The 16,827-nt window shown below is 63.0% G+C and carries 14 protein-coding genes; 8 read left to right on the top strand and 6 right to left on the bottom strand.

The window, feature by feature from the left end:
* Positions 1 to 112: 112 nt before the first annotated feature.
* The gene (locus HW554_RS14350) at positions 113 to 1,414 is read right to left on the bottom strand and encodes a UDP-N-acetylmuramoyl-tripeptide--D-alanyl-D-alanine ligase (protein WP_176909264.1); all 1,302 of its coding nucleotides are present in this window, start codon (positions 1,412 to 1,414) and stop codon (positions 113 to 115) included.
* A gap of 42 nt (positions 1,415 to 1,456) precedes the next feature.
* On the opposite strand from HW554_RS14350, the gene HW554_RS14345 reads away from it, so the two are divergent.
* Positions 1,457 to 3,781: an FG-GAP-like repeat-containing protein gene (locus HW554_RS14345; protein ID WP_176909263.1), complete on the top strand. Its 2,325-nt coding sequence runs from the start codon at positions 1,457 to 1,459 to the stop codon at positions 3,779 to 3,781.
* Positions 3,782 to 3,935: 154 nt separating this feature from the next.
* Here HW554_RS14345 and HW554_RS14340 read toward each other — a convergent pair whose 3' ends face one another.
* From HW554_RS14340 to msrA, 3 genes are all read right to left on the bottom strand, one after another.
* Complete coding sequence (locus HW554_RS14340; protein WP_176909262.1) at positions 3,936 to 4,718, bottom strand: amidohydrolase; 783 nt, start codon at positions 4,716 to 4,718, stop codon at positions 3,936 to 3,938.
* A 62-nt stretch (positions 4,719 to 4,780) separates the two neighbouring features.
* Complete coding sequence (locus tag HW554_RS14335; RefSeq protein WP_176909261.1) at positions 4,781 to 5,971, bottom strand: methionine aminotransferase; 1,191 nt, start codon at positions 5,969 to 5,971, stop codon at positions 4,781 to 4,783.
* A gap of 125 nt (positions 5,972 to 6,096) precedes the next feature.
* Entirely contained in the window at positions 6,097 to 6,792 is a 696-nt protein-coding gene (gene msrA / locus HW554_RS14330) for a peptide-methionine (S)-S-oxide reductase MsrA (RefSeq protein ID WP_176909260.1), read from the bottom strand.
* 151 nt (positions 6,793 to 6,943) lie between these two features.
* Here msrA and HW554_RS14325 point away from each other — a divergent pair, with 151 nt between their 5' ends.
* Entirely contained in the window at positions 6,944 to 9,820 is a 2,877-nt protein-coding gene (locus tag HW554_RS14325; protein ID WP_317170882.1) for a hypothetical protein, read from the top strand.
* 78 nt (positions 9,821 to 9,898) lie between these two features.
* Here the strand turns inward: HW554_RS14325 and HW554_RS14320 are convergent, their stop codons facing one another.
* Complete coding sequence (locus HW554_RS14320) at positions 9,899 to 10,351, bottom strand: META domain-containing protein (protein WP_176909258.1); 453 nt, start codon at positions 10,349 to 10,351, stop codon at positions 9,899 to 9,901.
* A gap of 138 nt (positions 10,352 to 10,489) precedes the next feature.
* Between HW554_RS14320 and HW554_RS14315 the strand changes: the two genes are divergently transcribed.
* From HW554_RS14315 to HW554_RS14295, 5 genes are all read left to right on the top strand, one after another.
* Entirely contained in the window at positions 10,490 to 13,045 is a 2,556-nt protein-coding gene (locus tag HW554_RS14315) for a TonB-dependent receptor plug domain-containing protein (protein ID WP_176909257.1), read from the top strand.
* A 78-nt stretch (positions 13,046 to 13,123) separates the two neighbouring features.
* A complete protein-coding gene (locus tag HW554_RS14310; protein ID WP_176909256.1) occupies positions 13,124 to 13,612 on the top strand; it encodes a DUF2141 domain-containing protein in 489 nt (162 codons plus the stop codon).
* 92 nt (positions 13,613 to 13,704) lie between these two features.
* Positions 13,705 to 14,406 carry a DsbA family oxidoreductase gene (locus tag HW554_RS14305; protein WP_176909255.1) on the top strand — a complete coding sequence of 234 codons (702 nt, stop codon included), beginning with the start codon at positions 13,705 to 13,707 and terminating at the stop codon, positions 14,404 to 14,406.
* A gap of 369 nt (positions 14,407 to 14,775) precedes the next feature.
* Positions 14,776 to 15,378 carry a DUF4136 domain-containing protein gene (locus HW554_RS14300; protein ID WP_176909254.1) on the top strand — a complete coding sequence of 201 codons (603 nt, stop codon included), beginning with the start codon at positions 14,776 to 14,778 and terminating at the stop codon, positions 15,376 to 15,378.
* A 105-nt stretch (positions 15,379 to 15,483) separates the two neighbouring features.
* A complete protein-coding gene (locus HW554_RS14295; protein WP_176909253.1) occupies positions 15,484 to 15,945 on the top strand; it encodes an META domain-containing protein in 462 nt (153 codons plus the stop codon).
* 21 nt (positions 15,946 to 15,966) lie between these two features.
* Here HW554_RS14295 and HW554_RS14290 read toward each other — a convergent pair whose 3' ends face one another.
* Complete coding sequence (locus HW554_RS14290) at positions 15,967 to 16,143, bottom strand: hypothetical protein (protein WP_176909252.1); 177 nt, start codon at positions 16,141 to 16,143, stop codon at positions 15,967 to 15,969.
* Between the two features lie 162 nt (positions 16,144 to 16,305).
* On the opposite strand from HW554_RS14290, the gene HW554_RS14285 reads away from it, so the two are divergent.
* On the top strand, positions 16,306 to 16,824 hold the full coding sequence (locus HW554_RS14285) for a hypothetical protein (protein WP_176909251.1): 519 nt from the start codon (positions 16,306 to 16,308) through the stop codon (positions 16,822 to 16,824).
* Positions 16,825 to 16,827 lie beyond the last annotated feature (3 nt).

Here is a 16,827-nt window from a genome sequence, read left to right as displayed (position 1 = left end):
CGGACAACGCAGATTCGTTCTGATGTAGTTAGATTCGTTCAACCAGTCACAACCGAATCAGCTATCAGAACAAATCTGCGTTATCCGCGGCTTCATCTGCAACATCTGTGATTTAGAGGAGCTCTACCAGGGTTTCCAGGCCCATGCCGCGGGAGCCTTTTACCAGCACCTGGCGGTTGGCCAGCGGGTTGGCGCGGAGCCAGGTAGCGGCTTCGGGTTTGGTGGCGAAATGCAGCATGCTGGAGTCGAGGGCGGCGGCCTGCGCCAGCTCGGGGCCGATGAGGATGACGGTGCCGAATGGCAGGCCCTGCACCAGGCGACCCAGCGAGCGGTGCTCGTCCCCGCTCTCGGTGCCCAGCTCGAACATGTCGCCGAGGATAACCACTTTGGCCGCCGGGTCGCCGGGACGGGCCGCGAAGCTGCCTAGGGCGGCAGCCATACTGCTGGGGTTGGCGTTGTAGGCATCAAGCACCAGCTCGTTGCGGCTGGTGCGCACCAGTTGCGAGCGGTTGTTGCTGGGCTCGTAGGCAGCCAGCGCATCGGCAATAGCCTCGGCAGGCACCCCGAAGTAGGCCCCTACCGCGGCGGCGGCGGCAAGGTTGGCGAAGTTGTAGCCGCCCGTAATCTTTGCCTCCACCACTTGGCCGTCGTAGAGCTCCATAACTACCGCGGGGGCTGCGCCAAGCAGCCGGGCGGGGTAGGTATCGGTGGGTCCGGGGTAGGTTACGCGCTCGGCCACCGGCGCGGCCAGCCCCGGCAGGCGGGCATCGAGCGTGTTCACGAAAGCCGTGCCGCCTACCTGCTCCAGAAACCGGAACAGCTCGCCCTTGCCTTTCGCAATGCCTTCTACCCCGCCGAAGCCTTCGAGGTGAGCCTTGCCGATGTTGGTAATGAGGCCGTGCGTGGGTTCAGCCAGCTGGCACAGCTCCTCAATTTCACCCTGGTGATTGGCGCCCATCTCGATAATGGCCAACTCGTGCGCGCCGGGCCGAATACTGAGCAGCGTAAGCGGAACCCCAATGTGGTTGTTGAGGTTGCCTTTGGTGTACTGCACCCGAAACCGGCGGCTAAGCACGACCTGCACCAGTTCTTTAGTGGTGGTTTTGCCGTTGGAGCCCGTAATGGCCAGTACCGGCATAATCAGTTGGCGGCGGTGGTGCAGGGCCAGTTGCTGCAAAGCGGCCAGCGGATCGGGCGCATAGGTGTAGCGGGCCGGGTCGGTGGCGGCCAGGTCGGCGTCATCCGTCACGGCGAAGCGGGCACCCTTGGCCAGGGCCTGCGGCGCGAAGTCGCGGCCCCGGAAATTGGGGCCGTTGAGGGCGAAGAACAGCGTGCCATCCTGGGGCTGGCGCGTGTCGGTGCTGACGGCTGATGCTTGCTGGAAGCGGGCGTAGAGGGCCGCGAAGTCTGCCATGCGGTTTGTACCTAAATTTAGAAGCTAAACGAAAATCCGCTTATGACTATTTCTTTTCCGCCGAACAGCCGACGCTGGCTGCCCGGGCTGGCGGCCGTACTGCTGCTGGCCGGCATGCAACCCGCCGCGGCCCAGCAGAGCGCCGGGTTCGAGTTCCGGCCGGTGGCAAAAGTAGTGCAGGGCAGCGACACGCTACGCCAGGCCTGGGTCGGGGGCCTCAACTCGCCCCAGTTTTCCAACCTCGACCTCAATGCCGACCAACAGCCCGACCTGCTGGTGTTCGACCGCATCAGCAACCGGGTACTGCCTTTTCTGAGCGTGGCCACGGTTACCGGCCGGGCCTGGCAGTTCGCTCCCGAGTACGCCAGCCTGTTTCCGGCAGGCCTGCGCAGCTGGGTGCTGCTGCGCGACTACGACTGCGACGGCCGCCCCGACCTGTTTACGGCCGATGAGCGGGGCAGCAACATCCGCGTGTTCCGCAACGAGCCCGACGCGCAGGGCCGGCCGGCTTTCCGCCTCATCACCAATACCCTCACCTACGCAGTTCAGGGGTTCGGCAACATCAATATTGCGGTGGGCGGCGATAATATGCCCGCCATTGAAGACGTGGACGGCGACGGCCGCCTCGACATTGTAACCACCGAGTTCGGCACCAATACGCCGGGCCTGTATATGTACCGCAACACCAGCACCGCAGCCTGCGGAGGCTTGAGCTTCGGGCTGGGCTCCGACTACTGGGGCGGCGTACGCATCTGCGGCCACGGCTGCGGCGGCTTCACCTTCGCCCCCGACCAGTGCCGGCCCGCCCCGCTGCGGCCCACCCACAACACGGGCTACAACCTGGCCGTGTTTGATGTGGACGGCGACGGGCGCGCCGACCTGCTGACCGGCCGCACCAACTGCGCCGAAATCACCATCCTGCGTAACGTGGGCACCGCCCAGCAGGCGCAATTTTCGGCGGCCGGCCTGAACGCGCCCGCCCCCTTCAATGGCCAGGCCCCGCGGGTGCCCAACCTGCCGGCCGCCTACCCGGCCGACGTGAACTTCGATGGCCTGCCCGACCTGCTGCTGGCCCCCAACCTGTTCGACAACCGCGACAACAACGACACCGTGGACACCCGCAACGCGGTGCAGCTCTACCGCAACACCGGCGCGGCCACCGGCCCGAAGCTGGCCCGCGAGCCGGCCGGTTTTCTGCACCCCGATATGCTGGACGTGGGTGAGCAGGCCGCCCCTACTTTCGCCGACCTCGATGGCGACGGGTTGATAGATATGCTGGTGGGTGGCCTCAACCGTCCCGATGGCGGCGGGCTTTTCCGGGCGGCGCTGCGCTACTACCGCAATGTGGGCACCCGCCAGCAACCGGTTTTCAAGCTGCTTGATGCTGATTACTTAGGCCTGAGCCGCCGCAAGCTGGCGGCGTTGCGCCCAGTGCTGGCCGACCTTAACGAAGACGGTCAGCCCGACCTGCTCTATTCATCCTTCAGCCTGAAAGGCGGGGGCGGTACCGTAAGCTACGTGCTGAACACGGCCGCCGCCGGCCAGCCGGCCGCCTTCGATCTGGCGGCCGCCGTGGAGCTGCCCAACCTGCCGAACCAGCGTTACACCATGCCCGCCGTGGCCGATGTGGATGGTGATGGCCACCCCGATTTGCTGCTCGGCGTAACGGGCGCCTCGGCGGCCTTCCCGGGCGGGCCGCTACGCTACTACCGCAACTCGGGCACCGGCGAGCTAAGCCAGCGCTTTCAGCTCGAAAACAACGACTACGGCCAGTTGCGCAACTCCGATGGAACGCTACCCGGCTTTCTGAGCCCGGTGGTGGCTGATTTCGACCGCGACGGCCGCCCCGACCTGCTCACGGCTGCCACCGACGGCACTATTCAGTTCTTTGCTGACTTGCGCACCCAACCCGCCGCGTTTGCGGGCCGCACCAACATTGTCTTCAACCCCCTCAGCCAACAGCTGGAAGCAGCCCGCTGGGGCGGTTCGTTTGATATGCGCCTGGTGCCGGCCGCCGCCGATGTGAACGACGATGGGGTGCCGGAGCTGTTTCTGGGCCAGGAAACCGGCGGCATCAGCTCGTTTGTGGGTCGTGGCGGCCTAATCACCTCCTCCCCTGCCCCAATTGTCCGCTCCGGCCCCGAGGTGCGCGTGTTCCCGAACCCCGCCACGGCCCAGGCCACCGTGGAAGCTACCGAACCGGTTCGTCTGACGGTGCTCGACCTGCTGGGCCGCACGGTGCGCCCTCAAACGCTGCCTGCTCGTGTGCACCAGGTGTCGGTAGCGGGCCTGGCCACCGGCATGTATCTGATCCGCTGCCAGAACGAAGCCGGCAGCGTGCGTGTGCAGCGGTTGGAGGTGAAGTAAGGCGCTGTTGAATTCAAGCTCGGGAGGGCAGGGATAACGAGGCTTGCTCCTAACCTCCCGCGCAACGATTCAAATCCGGACGGTTCTGGCGGCGGGCGGGGACAAGCCCCGCCCCTACATCGTTTCGGCAAACCCTGGGTACCAGAGTGCTACCTTAGATGCTCAGTTCGAACGCGTCGGCATCCTGCAAAGCCGGGAAGCGCTGCCGAAACTCCAGTAGCTCGTCGCGGCGCAGGGTGCGGGTGATGGTGGTGGCCTGGTTACCGACTTCGACCATGTACTCGCCGCGCATATCAATGAGGGCTGAGTCGCCGGCATAGTCGGCGCCGTTGCCGTCGCGGCCGATGCGGTTGACGCCCATTGTGTAGGCTACGTTTTCGATGGCCCGGGCCCGGAGCAGCGCTATCCAGGCGGTACGGCGGGCAGCGGGCCAGTTGGCGGTGTACAGCAGCAGGTCGTAGAGCGCGGCCGGGTTGTTGCGGCTCCAGACGGGGAAGCGCAGGTCGTAGCACACCAGCGGGCAGATGCGCCAGCCCCGCCACTCCTCAATCAGCCGCGCCGTGCCGGCCTCGTACACGGTATGCTCGCCAGCCATGGTAAAGCGGTGGCGCTTGTCGTAGTGGCTCCACGAGCCATCGGGGCGCACCCACAGCAACCGGTTGAAGTACTGCCCGGCTTCCTCCACCATCAGGCTGCCGGTTACCACGGCATCGTGAGTGGAGGCCAATTGCTGCATCCAGGCCAGGGTGGGGCCGTTGGTGGGCTCGGCCAGCCCCTGGGGCGTCATGCTGAAGCCGGTCGTGAACATTTCGGGCAGCACCAGCAGATCGGTGGGAACCGAAATGGTAGAGGCCTGGCGCTCCAGGTGCTGCCGGTTGGCCTCCGGCTCGTGCCAGTGCAGGCTGGTCTGGATGAAGGAAACGGCAAGATTGGACAAGGCAAAGGCAGTTTGAGGCAGCGGTATATCCTAAAAATAAGATAAATAAACGAGCCCGCTTTCTACTTGGTGGCTTGCTTCACCCAGTCGGCCTCCTGTAGGCCGGTTAGCCGTGCGGCGGCGGCGCGCAAGGTTGCCTCTGTTTTAGCGAAGCAGAAGCGCACCAGCTGCGCATCGTGGCCGTCGTGGTAAAAGGCCGACAGCGGCACCACGGCCACGCCGCTTTCCTGAGTGAGCCGGCGGGTAAATGTGCGGTCGTCGAGGCCCGGGGCCAGAGCCCCGAAACCGGCCACCTGGAAGTAGCCGCCCCCGGAAGGCAGCAGCTCGAAGCCGGTGGGCGCCAGCAGCTCGCGCAGTAGGTCGCGCTTCTGCTGATAAAATGCGGGCAGCGTTTCGTACAGCGCAGCATCGGGCACAACATCGGCCAGCGCGTGCTGGGTGGGCGTGCTCACGCTGAAGGTGATGAACTGGTGTACCCGCCGCAACTCGGCCGTGAGGGTCGGCGGAGCCAGGCAGTAGCCCACTTTCCAGCCGGTGGCGTGGTAGGTTTTGCCAAACGACGACAGCACGAAGGCCCGCGCCCGCAGCTCGGGGTGGGCCGATACGCTGTTGTGCTGCGCCCCGTCGAACACCATGTGCTCGTACACTTCGTCGCTGAGCAGCAGCGTGTCGGTGTCGCGCAACAGGCCAGCCAGCGTGTCGAGGTCGTCAGCCGAAAGCACGGCCCCGGTGGGATTGTGGGGCGAGTTGATGAGCACGAGCCGGGTGCGGGGCGAGAGGGCCGCCGCCACCCGGTCCCAGTCGGGCCGGAAATCGGGCGCCGACAGCGGCACGTACACCGGCACGCCGCCCTGCAGGCGCACGGCCGGGGCGTACAAATCGTAGGCCGGCTCCAGTAGCAGCACCTCATCGCCGGGGCGCACCACGGCAGCCATTACGGCATACAGGCCCTCGGTGGCGCCGCTGGTGACAGTGATTTCGGTGGCCGGATCGGGCGTGTAGCCGTAGCGGCGGGCAGTTTGCTGGCTGATGGCTTCGCGCAGCCGCGGCAGGCCGGGCATGGGCGCGTACTGCTGATGGCCAGGCGTGAGTACGTGGCGGGCCAGCGCCTCCAGCAGCGGCCGGGGCGGGTCGTAATCCGGGAAGCCCTGGGCCAGGTTGATGGCCTCGTGCTCCTGGGCCAGCTGGGTCATCACCGAAAAGATACTGGTGCCCACATCGGGCAGCTTGGAAGTGAAAGCGGGGGTGGACATGGGTGGGAAGTGGATGGTTGATCCGGGGCAATACAAACAAAACGTCATTCTGAGCGAAGGCTCCGCCTTCGCTCAGAATGACGTTTTGTTTGGTCGTGCGTCCTGTTCGTGCTTCTGCCTGAACCCTACAGCGGGTTCTTCAGCAGTTCGGGGAATTTCTTGCGGAACTTCTCCACTTTGGGCACCGACACGTTCTGTACGTAGCCCGATTCGGGGTGCAGGCGGTAGTAGCCCTGGTGGTAGCCTTCGGCGGGCCAGAACTTTTTGAACGGCACCACCTGCGTTACAACGGGGTCGCCGTACTGCTTGCTGGCATTCACCCGCGCAATGGCGTCGTCAATGATTTTCTTCTCTTCGGGCGTACGGTAAAAGGCTACCGAGCGGTACTGTGGACCCGCATCGGGACCCTGGCGGTTGAGGGTGGTAGGGTCGTGGGCGGCGCGAAAAAACACGTCGACCAGCGTGGCGTAGCTCACTACTTTGGGGTCGTAGTACAGCTGAATGGACTCGGCGTGGCCGGTTTCGCCGCGGCCCACCTGCTCATAGGTAGGATTGGCCTCGGGGCCGCCGCTGTAGCCCGACACTACGGCTTTTACGCCCTTTATTTCCTCAAATACCTCCTCGGTACACCAGAAGCAGCCCCCGGCAAAGTCGGCCGTAGCCAGGCCGGTCATATCGGCCGGTGCAGGGCCCGCTGTCGAGCGGACGGCATTGGAGCCTTGGGCGGCAGCGGTTTTCTGGGCTTCGGCGGGTCGTTCGGAGCAGGCGGTCAGCAGCAGAATGCAGACGGCAGCAAAGCCGTTTTTCAGTAGGTTGGTCATGTGTTTACAGACAAATTGTTGCGGCAGAAAGTTTGCCGGCCGGGTGGGGCCGCTCCTACCTACGCAACCCCGCCCCTACCCGGACGTGGGGCGGGGCTTGCATTCGGGCCGGCCGGGTGGTTTCTTCGGGGCCCGCTAACCTGTTTTGCCTGTGCGTATTCTACTTTCTGCCGCGCTGGCGTTGCTGGCGGCTGTGCCCGCTGCGGCCCAAACGCTGCTGCCTATTGAACAGCAGGTGCCTGCCCGGGTGCGCTGGTACGAGGTACGCACGCCGCATTTCCAGGTGGTATACCCGGAAGGGTTCGAGGAGCAGGCCCGGCGCACGGCCCACCGGCTGGAACAGGTACACGAGCCGGCCGCCACCTCGCTTGGGGCTACCGCCCGGCCCGTTACGGTGGTGCTGCAAACCCGCACCACCATTGGCAACGGCTTCGTGACGCTGCTGCCGCGCCACTCCGAGTTTTTCACCACCTTCCCCCAGAACCCCTACCTGGTGGGCACGCTCGACTGGCTCGACCAGCTGACGGTGCACGAGTACCGCCACGTGGTACAGTTCGATAAGGCCCACCGGGGCGTGGGGCAGCTGGGCTACCTGTTCGGCGGTTTTGGCGGGCTGGGCCTCGCCACGCTGGGCGTGCCCGACTGGTTTGCCGAGGGCGACGCCGTGGGCACCGAAACGGCGCTTACCCGGAGTGGGCGGGGGCGGATTCCCAACTTCGGGGCCTACTACCGGGCTAATTTGCTGGCCGGCCGGCGCTACTCGTATGCCGAGGCCACGGGCGGCTCGTTCCGCCACTACGTGCCCGACCATTACGTGCTGGGCTACTACCTCAGTACCCGCCTTAAGCGCACCGCCGGCCCCACTGCCTGGGCCCAAGTGCTCGACAAGTACTACGATTTCCCGGTTTACCCGTTCTCGTTTTCCGACAAGCTCCGCCGTCTCACCGGCCTGCGCTCCGACGACCTCTACACCCAAACCACCCAGGAGCTCGACAGCCTCTGGAAGACCCAGCAAACCGGCCGCGTGCTGACACCGGCCCGTGACTTTGCGGTGGAAGCTTCCGAAAAAGTCTTTACCGAATACCAGTACCCGCAGTACCTGAACGACAGCACCGTACTGGCCCTTAAGAGTGGGTTGGGCCACACGCCCCGGCTGGTGGAGTTGAGCCGCGACCAGCCCGAGCGCACCCGGCTGGTGCTGGGCCTGCACCACAACCCCGAGCAGCTGTCGGTGGGCGGTGGACGAGCCGCGTGGCTGGAGTTTCGCTACCATCCGCGCTGGCAGCAGCAGGTGTACTCCGAGCTACGGGTGCTTGACATGGCCACCGGACGGCTGAGCCGACCCGGTCGCCGCACCCGCTACACGGCGGCCGTGCTTTCGCCCGACGGTGGCCGACTGCTGGCCGTGAGCACCGACTCGGCCTACCAGCACCGCCTGCACCTGCTCGAAACCGAAACCGGCCGCGTGCTGCGCACCTTCGAAAACCCCGCCAACGCGCCTTACCTGCACCCGCGCTTCGGGGCCGACGGGCGCATGGCGGCCGTGGTGCGGCTGGAAACGGCCGGTAAGCGCCTGGAGCTGCTTGATGTGGAATCGGGCACAACCCAGACCGTGCTGCCGGCCACCAACGACAACATTTCGCACCCTCAGCCCTGGCAGGATTACGTGCTGTTCAACTCGCCCCGCAGCGGGCAGGATGAGGTATACGCCGTGCAGGTAAGCACCGGCGCGGTGCGCCCGGTAACCAGCCGGCCGGTGGGCAGCTACCACGCCACCATCAGCCCCGACGGGCAGCGGCTGGCGTTCCATGAAATAAGAGCGCAGGGCAGCCGGGTGACGGAGATGCCGCTACGTCCTGCCGACTGGCCGGCAGCCCTGCCGACTGGCAAGCCCGATGCCGCCCCTGCAGATTTATACGCCGACGAGCTGACTGCCCGCGAGCCGGGCGCGGCTACCGTAGGCCTGCTACTGCCCCTCGATTCGGTGGCCGGGCCGACGTTGACGCCGCGCCGCTACCGCCGCCTGCCCCACGCGCCCAACCTCTATGGCTGGGGATTTGTGCAGAGCCCGGGCGGCAATGGCCTGAGCCTCGGTTTGCGCGCCCAGGATGTGCTGAGCACCACCCAGGCCGTGGCGGGGCTGGGCTTCGACGGCACCGAGCGCACCGGCCGCGTGTTTGCCAATGTCAGCTACCAGGGCCTGGGTCCGGTGCTCGATTTCGGGATAGAAAACGGCGGTCGGCGGGCAGCCCTGCTGCTGCCTAACGGCGGCGGCGTGGCCGAGGACCGGTGGCGCTACACCCGCCTAAGCGTGGGCAGCCGCCTGCCGCTGGTGCTCACTACCTCCCGCATGCTGACTTCGCTTGCCGTGGGCGCGTTTTATCAGCTGGAACAAACCCGGGGCTACGAGCTGCCGGCGCGGTTCATCAACGAGGTGGGCCGCCAGCCGCTGCACGCGCTGCTGGGCAGCATCAGTTTCAGCCGCACGCTACGCCAGAGCTACCGCGACGTAGCGCCGCGCTGGGGCCAGAGCCTGCTGCTAACCGGCCGCGACACCCCCTTCGGCACCAAGGGGTTGCAGGCCCGGCAGCTGGCAGCGCAGGGCAGCCTGTTTCTGCCCGGCATCGGGCGGCACCACGCCCTGCGGCTGCGGGCTGGCTACCAGTACCAGCAACAGCGCGAGTACCGGTTCGGGGCGGCCGTTTTCTACCCCCGGGGCCTGCCCTACCTAAGCTTCGACCGGCTCACCTCGCTCAGCGGCGAGTACCGCCTGCCCTTGGCCGATGTGCACTGGCAACTTACGCGCTTGCTGTACGTGCAGCGCATAAAGGCCAACGTATTCCTCGATTACGTCCGGGGCGAGTCGGGCCCGTTGCGCCGCTCCTACCACTCGGCCGGCCTCGATGTATCGGCCGTTTTCAACCCGCTCCGGCTGCGCACACCTCTGGAAGTGGGCCTGCGCACGGTGTACAACTCCTACTTTGGCACTTGGGAAGTGCAGCCCCTAGTGCTCAACATCGGGTTTTAAGGAAGGGCATAGTGCGTGCTCAGGAATTTGAGAAGGCGGTCATGCTGAGCATGACCGCCTTCTCAAATTCCTGAGCACCTACTTCACCTCAAATACCAGCAGCGGCAACGGGTGTTCCGAGTCGAACAGCTGGAGCTGACGCTGGCTGATGGTGTAGCGGCGCACCTGAGGCAGCAGGTTGAGGTAGCGGGTTTCCTGCGGCTGCTCGGCGCAGGTGGCGCGCGTGCTGGCCTGCCCTGAGAACGTGAGGTAGGAGGTGCCAGGCACCAGCATAAACGTCCCGCCATACTGGTTGCACCAAGCCTGGCCCGCGCTAAGGTTATCGATGGAGCTGAGCGTTAGGCTGGTGGCAGCACCGCCAGCCGTTACCGCCACCGGTTTGCCCTCTGCTTCGATGAGCTGCCACGATTGGTCGAGTAGGTAGAGCGGCGCGGGCACAGGTTCATCGTCCTTGGCGCAACTGCCCAGCAGCAGGCTGGCGGGTAGCAATAGTGCGAAAAAGGCAACGGATAGTCGACGGGGTGTTTTCATAGATCATTTAGCAAAAGCGGAAACAATACTCCACCCTGATGAAATAAGATTATAAAAGGTTGCATTGATCGAATGAATTGGCAGATTTTTTGCGACTATTTCAAAATAGTTCCTTTTCACATTTTTTATATTTTCTATATGAAGACCATCTACTCACGCCGTATCAGGGGCCTGGCGACACTGTTTGGGGTTGCGTTAGCGGCCGGGACGGTAGCTTCTGGCTTCCGCCCCCTGCCCGACCCCACGCTGCTAGCCCGCCGCCTGGCCGAATTCTATGCTTCTACCAAGCCCGAAACCAGCTACCTGCACCTCGACCAGGCCGCCTACGTGGCCGGCGAAACGCTCTGGTTCAAGGCCTACCTGCTCGACGCCCGCACCCACCGGCCCGATTCGCTCAGCAAGGTACTGTATGTGGATGTGGTGGCCCCCAACCGTCAGGTTCTGTTCAAGCGCACCCTGGCCCTCACCGATGGGCTGGCCACCGGCGACATTGTACTGCCCGATACGATAAGCTCGGGCGTGTACACGCTACGGGCTTATACCAGCTGGATGCGCAACTCCGACGAGGGGCTGTTTTTTACGCGCCGCGTACCGGTGTGGCAGGCGTCGGCACCGGTCAGCACCGGCTCCGAACCCTCGGCCATGCGTCAGGCACAACTGGCCCGGCGCACGGCCCGCGCCCTGGAGGCCGCCACTAAGCCCGATGTGCAGTTTTTCCCCGAAGGCGGCGACTACGTGGCCGGCCTGCAAACCACGGTGGGCGTAAAAGCCACCCAGGCCAGCGGCCGCGGGCTGGCGCTGGCCGGTATACTAGTGGATGGCAATAAGCGGGAAGTAGCGCGCTTCAGCACGCCGGCGCTGGGCATGAGTTCGTTCGGCTTCACGCCGCAGCCCGGGCAGAAATACGAGGCCCGCGTAACGCTACCCGATGGCTCGACGGTCACTTACCCACTGCCTGCTGTGCGCGAGAGTGGCTGGCTGCTAAATGTGCGCGAGGTAGGCGACGATTTCCGGGTGTTTGTACGCTACCAGCCCCCGGCGGGCACGGCAGTTGCACCAGCGCCCCTGCAACTGCTGGCACATGTACGAGGCCAGCCCGTGTACGCTGGCCAGGGACAGATCGGGCCGGGCGAAACGTTCCAGGCTACCATTGCCCGCTCTACCGCTCCGGCTGGATTACTGCACATCAGCCTGTTCGATGGCCAGCAGGTAGCCCAGGCCGAGCGGCTGGTGTTCGTGCCCGAGGCCCGGCCGCTGCAGGTGCGGTTGCGGCCCGATAAAGCCACTTACGGCCCCCGCGAGTTGGTAACGCTGGATGTGGAAGTAAACACGCCTGATGGCCGCCCCGCCCCCGCCGAGCTGTCGTTGGCGGTGGCCGGCACCCCCGGACTACCGGCCGAAGCCGGCGACGCCACCACTGTGCGGGCCCATTTGCTACTTACCTCGGAGTTGCGCGGCTACGTGGAGAATCCAGGCTACTACCTCCAGCCCCGCACTGCCGGGATTCAACAGGCTCTGCACGACTTGCTATTGACACAGGGCTGGAGCCGCTTCACTTGGCAGCAGGTGCTGGCCGAGCCTGGCGCGGTGGCAACCGGCTACCGGTTTCCGCTCGAAAACAACCTCACGGTGGGTGGCCGACTGGTACGCGCCAATAACAAGCCCGTTCCCAATGGGGAGTTAACCATTCTAATGGGTAAGCAGAAAGACGTCGTACTCAGCCAGGCCGACGCCAATGGCAACTTCCTGTTTACGGGTTTTCAGGGGCTCGACACAACACAGCTGCTGGTGCAGGCGCGCACACCCAAGGGTAGTAGCAACGTGCTGGTACAGCTCAATGAATGGTGGCCCCGTCCGGCTCCGGCAGGCTGGCGGCCGCCGGCTCCGCTCTCACCCGTTACGTTAGCTTCGGCTGAAGTAGTTGCCTATGGGCAGCGCAGCCGCCAGCAGCAGCAAATGGAGCGGGCGTATCGGCCCGATTCAACCAGCGGTATCGTGCTGCGCAACGTGGATATTACGGCCCGGAAAACGGCCAAAAGTATGCCCTTCTCGTTGCATGGAGGCGCGGCCGACGCCGTGCTGCGCCCCAGCGACATTCCTGGCTCCATTGGCTTTCAGAACGTGTTCGAGCTGATTCAGGGTCGCGTGGCCGGTGTACAGGTATTAAACCTGGGAGCTAGCTACAACGTCCGGATTCGGGGCATTTCGTCTATTCTTCTCAGCAGCCAGCCACTATTCCTTCTCGACGGAATGCCGCTGAGCGACGGCGATGGACTGTTGAGTATTCCGGTTATTGACATTGAGCAGGTAGAAGTGCTTAAGGGGGCCAGCGCGGCTATATATGGTGTACGCGGGGCCAATGGCGTAATTGCCGTCTACACTAAGAGTGGCCTCGGCGACTTCTCCGGCATACCGGCCGCCGGCGTGGCCGTGCGGCAACTGCCTGCTTACCACCGAACCCGCGAGTTTTATGCCCCGCGCTACGATGTCGCACGCCGCTCCGAGAAGCCCGACCCACGCGCTACCACCCTTTACTGGCAGCCTCGCCTGACAGTGCCAGCCTCGGGGCGCGCCCGGGTCAGCTTTTACACGGCCGACCAGGCCGGCACCTTCCGCGCTTCGATTGAAGGTGTGAGCTTGGCGGGCCAGCCCGCCATGGCCGAGGCCGCTCTGACGGTAGCCGGGCAGCCTTAAGCCGGGCACCGACCGAATGTTTTTGACCGCCGGGCTGTTGGAGCCGTATACCTGACGTCCATCCTCCCTGCTATACTTATGCATATTCTGCTCCCTCTGCTGAGCCTGTTTTGCACCGCCCTACCGTCGGTAGCAGCTACCCCGCCAACTTCGGGCAGCTCTTCGCCGAACCTGGGGGCCGCCCCCGTATTCCCGGAAAGTGGGCTGGCGGTAACCGTGGTAGTGTCGGCGCTGGCTTCGGAGAGTTCGGCCGTAAAGCTGTACTTCTACAATGTGCGCGAGACATTCCTTGTGCCGAAGGGCTATGCCTTTATGCGGGTGGTGAAGCCCAACGGCCAGCGGCAGGTACGCCTGCCGGTGCAGTTGCCACCCGGCGAGTGGGCCGTAGTCATCACCCAGGATCTAAACAACAACGACAAGGTGGATAAGAATCTGCTCGGCATCCCAACCGAGCCCTTCGCCTTCTCCAACAATGTGCGTCCCCGCCTGGCCCCACCCGACTTCGACGACTGCAAGTTTGCGGTCCGCCAACCGGGCCAGGTAGTCAACATCCGGCTACTCAAGTAGGCCCTCGGGCACTGGTCGTTAGGTAGTGACACCTAAACTTTTCGGGCGCAGCCGGCTTATAGCTGACTTTCCCGCTACAACTTTCTGTTCGTATGAAAATCGAAATCTGGTCCGATATTCTCTGTCCCTTCTGCTACATCGGCAAGCGCCGCCTCGAGAAGGCGCTGGCGGGCTTTGCTCATGCTGCCGATGTGCAGGTGGAGTGGCGAAGCTTTGAGCTCGACCCCAACGCGGCCCCGACGCCCGGCGAAAACCAGTATGCGCGCCTGGCCCAGAAATACGGCAACACCGAGGAGTGGGCCCGCCAGATGAGCGCCAACATGACCCAGATGGCCGCCGAAGAAGGCCTCGCCTTTGACTTCGACAGCTTGGTACCGGCCAACTCGCTCAACGCCCATCGGCTCATTCATCTGGCCACCCGCCACGGCCGCCAGGATACTGCCAAGGAGCGCCTGTTCAAAGCCTACCTCGAAGAGGGCCTCGACATCAACGACAACGCCGTACTTAGCCGCCTTGGTGCCGAGCTGGCGCTGCCCGGGCCTGAGGTAGCGGCCATGCTGGCCTCGCGCGAGTTCGAGCAGCAGGTGCGCCACGACGAGTACGAAGCCAGCCAGATTGGGGTAAGAGGCGTTCCTTACTTCGTTTTTGCCGACAAGTACGCTGTATCGGGGGCCCAGCCGACCGAGCTGTTTGCCGAGGTGCTGGAAAAAGCCTGGAGCGAAACACAGCCCCGTCACGAGGCCATTGTCGGCGCCGACGGGGCTGCGTGCGGCCTCGACGGCAGCAACTGTTAGCCGGCCTCCATCACCGCGAGTACGCCCCGGCCTCCGTGCAATAAGTGCCTTTAAGCGGCCTGACTACTACATCAAGTCCCTGCTGCCGGTACCGGCAGCAGGGACTTCTTTGTTTGGCACAATTGGCAGGGTGCAACCGTGGAAAAACAGCCCATGTGGCATATTATGGAGAGCCGGACCGGATAAAAGTTGTAACCCACCCGCACACGAACGGGTAAAACGGGTACGATACCACTAAAGCTGTTCAGTAAGCAGCCGGAATCAATCAGAGCCTTGTGCTTCGGCTACGCGGCCGCCACATTGAGACATACTGTTCAGTTGGCTTTTCAGCCTAAAACAAGTTCGTATATTTTTAAAAGAACAATTCCCATGAAAAACACGCTCCTACCGCTACTATTCGTTCTCATGACCCTCCTGGCCGGCTGTACGCCGGGTGTTGCAGTGCAGAAAAAGCCCGGCACCGATTTCAGCCAGTACCGTACTTACGACTGGGCCAAAACTGAAGTGAAATCGGCCGATTCACAGAACCCGATTTACCAAAGCAGCCTCAACGACGGGCAGATTCAGCAGGCCATCAGCTCCGAGCTGGCCAAGCGAGGTATCCGCCAGGCCACCGGCAACGCCAAGCCCGACTTTTACCTCACATACCACCTATATATTGATGAGGCCGAACGCACGGTTGCCACTCCGCAGCCTATGGGTTTCGCCTACCCATATGCCGTATCGTACCGCGGTGGTTATCTGCCCATCAACTATGGTTACTGGTATGCCTCGCCCCGCTACCGCACCAGGTACCGCACCGAAACCTACCAGGAGGGCACCATGATTCTGGACTTTGTTGATGCCCGCACCAACAATCTGGTTTGGCGTGGCTCTGTAATGGATGCCGTAAACGACCCCGCCCGTCTGGGCAGCGAGTTCAGCCGCGCCGCCAAAGACATTCTCGACGAGTTTCCGGTGCAGAAAATGTAGGCTTTCCGCTTGCAGGCCGTTGACTAGGCACTTAATGAGTTGCCCAGCCGATGCTGAGCGCTCGGCTTTAACAGGTCTTCCTTTCAACCCCGTATACCCCAAGCCATGCTCCGCCCTGCTCTTTACGCTGCCTTGGCTGCCCTGGCCCTGGTCAGCTGCACCGCCAAAACCACCGAGCCGGTAGCTGATACCACCGCCAGCCCTGAGATGTCCGTTTCTACCGCCACGCTCGATCCGGCCGCGCTGGCCGGCGAGTGGCGCATTCGCACACTCAACGGCGCCGCAATGCCTGCTGAAGCCGCCGCCGAAGCGACCCTAAACTTTGATACTGCCACCAACAAGGTATCGGGCTCGACGGGCTGCAACCGCCTGATGGGCACCTACGCTACCAGCGGCACGGGCATCACGTTCGGGCCGATGGCAACTACTCGCATGGCCTGCTCGCCTAATAGCCCCGAAGCTGGACTGCTGGCGGCTCTGGGCTCCAAAACCCTCATCTACCAATTGAGCGCCGAGGGCCTGACACTGCTGGAAGGCACCACGCCTGTAATTACGTTGAGCCGCTAAGCTACCTGCCAAACCGCCGGCTTACGCCGGCCACCACTGACACCAGAAATCAAAGCCTTGCTCGTTGAGCAGGGCTTTTTCGGTTTTATTGAGTTGCAGCAGCACGTAATCTTCGTGGCTGATGGTGGCCAGCACTGACAACACCAGTTCAGTCCACCCCTTTAAATCGCATAAAACACTGATTATCAAACCAAACAATATTCATAAGGATAAGCAATATTATTATTTGCAAATCAATATATATCCTTATTTTTTATTAACTTAGTACTATGTTGTTCAATTATTTCGGTCTTAGCTAAGCCAGGTACACCGGCTCCTGGTACGCTTTCCTGGCTTGGTCCTCTTCCTCTTTTCTGGTTTATGAGAAACGTTATTTTGCTTTTGTTACTGTTGCTCGGTCCCCTGGTAGCACGCGCCCAGGAGAGCAATGATCTACGTTTTAAAACCCAGAGAACAGTGGTGTATCCGGTAAGCAGTAGCGGCCGCTTGGACAACGCCGTTAAATGGTACGCTGATTTTTTTGGCATGCCATACGACACCTTACGAAAGGATGTACCTAACCCCTACGCCGTATTTATAGTGGACGGCACGGAGGTAAGGCTGGAAACCGACCCGAAGTATTTGAAGCTGAATGACCCGCTGTTCTATTGGGTGCTGCCAACACCCGAAGCCGTAAACGCCAAATTCAAAGCGCTCAAAGGGAATAATCGTATCAGTCGCATGCGCCACCACGGAGGCATTCGCCAATATGAGCAGCGCACTGATGGCAAAACGAGTAAAGAAGAGGTTGTAAAAGAAGTCAGGGGTTTCATCGTGTATGACCCTGAGGACAACCAGGTTGGCGTTATCAACAACCCCATTTACAAGCCCCGCAAATAACCT

Origin of the sequence: Hymenobacter lapidiphilus, assembly GCF_013377885.1 — a bacterium.
In the GTDB taxonomy this organism is placed as follows: domain Bacteria; phylum Bacteroidota; class Bacteroidia; order Cytophagales; family Hymenobacteraceae; genus Hymenobacter; species Hymenobacter lapidiphilus.
The sequence above is the reverse complement of the archived record's forward strand: the minus strand, read 5'-3'. Positions and strand labels throughout refer to the sequence as shown.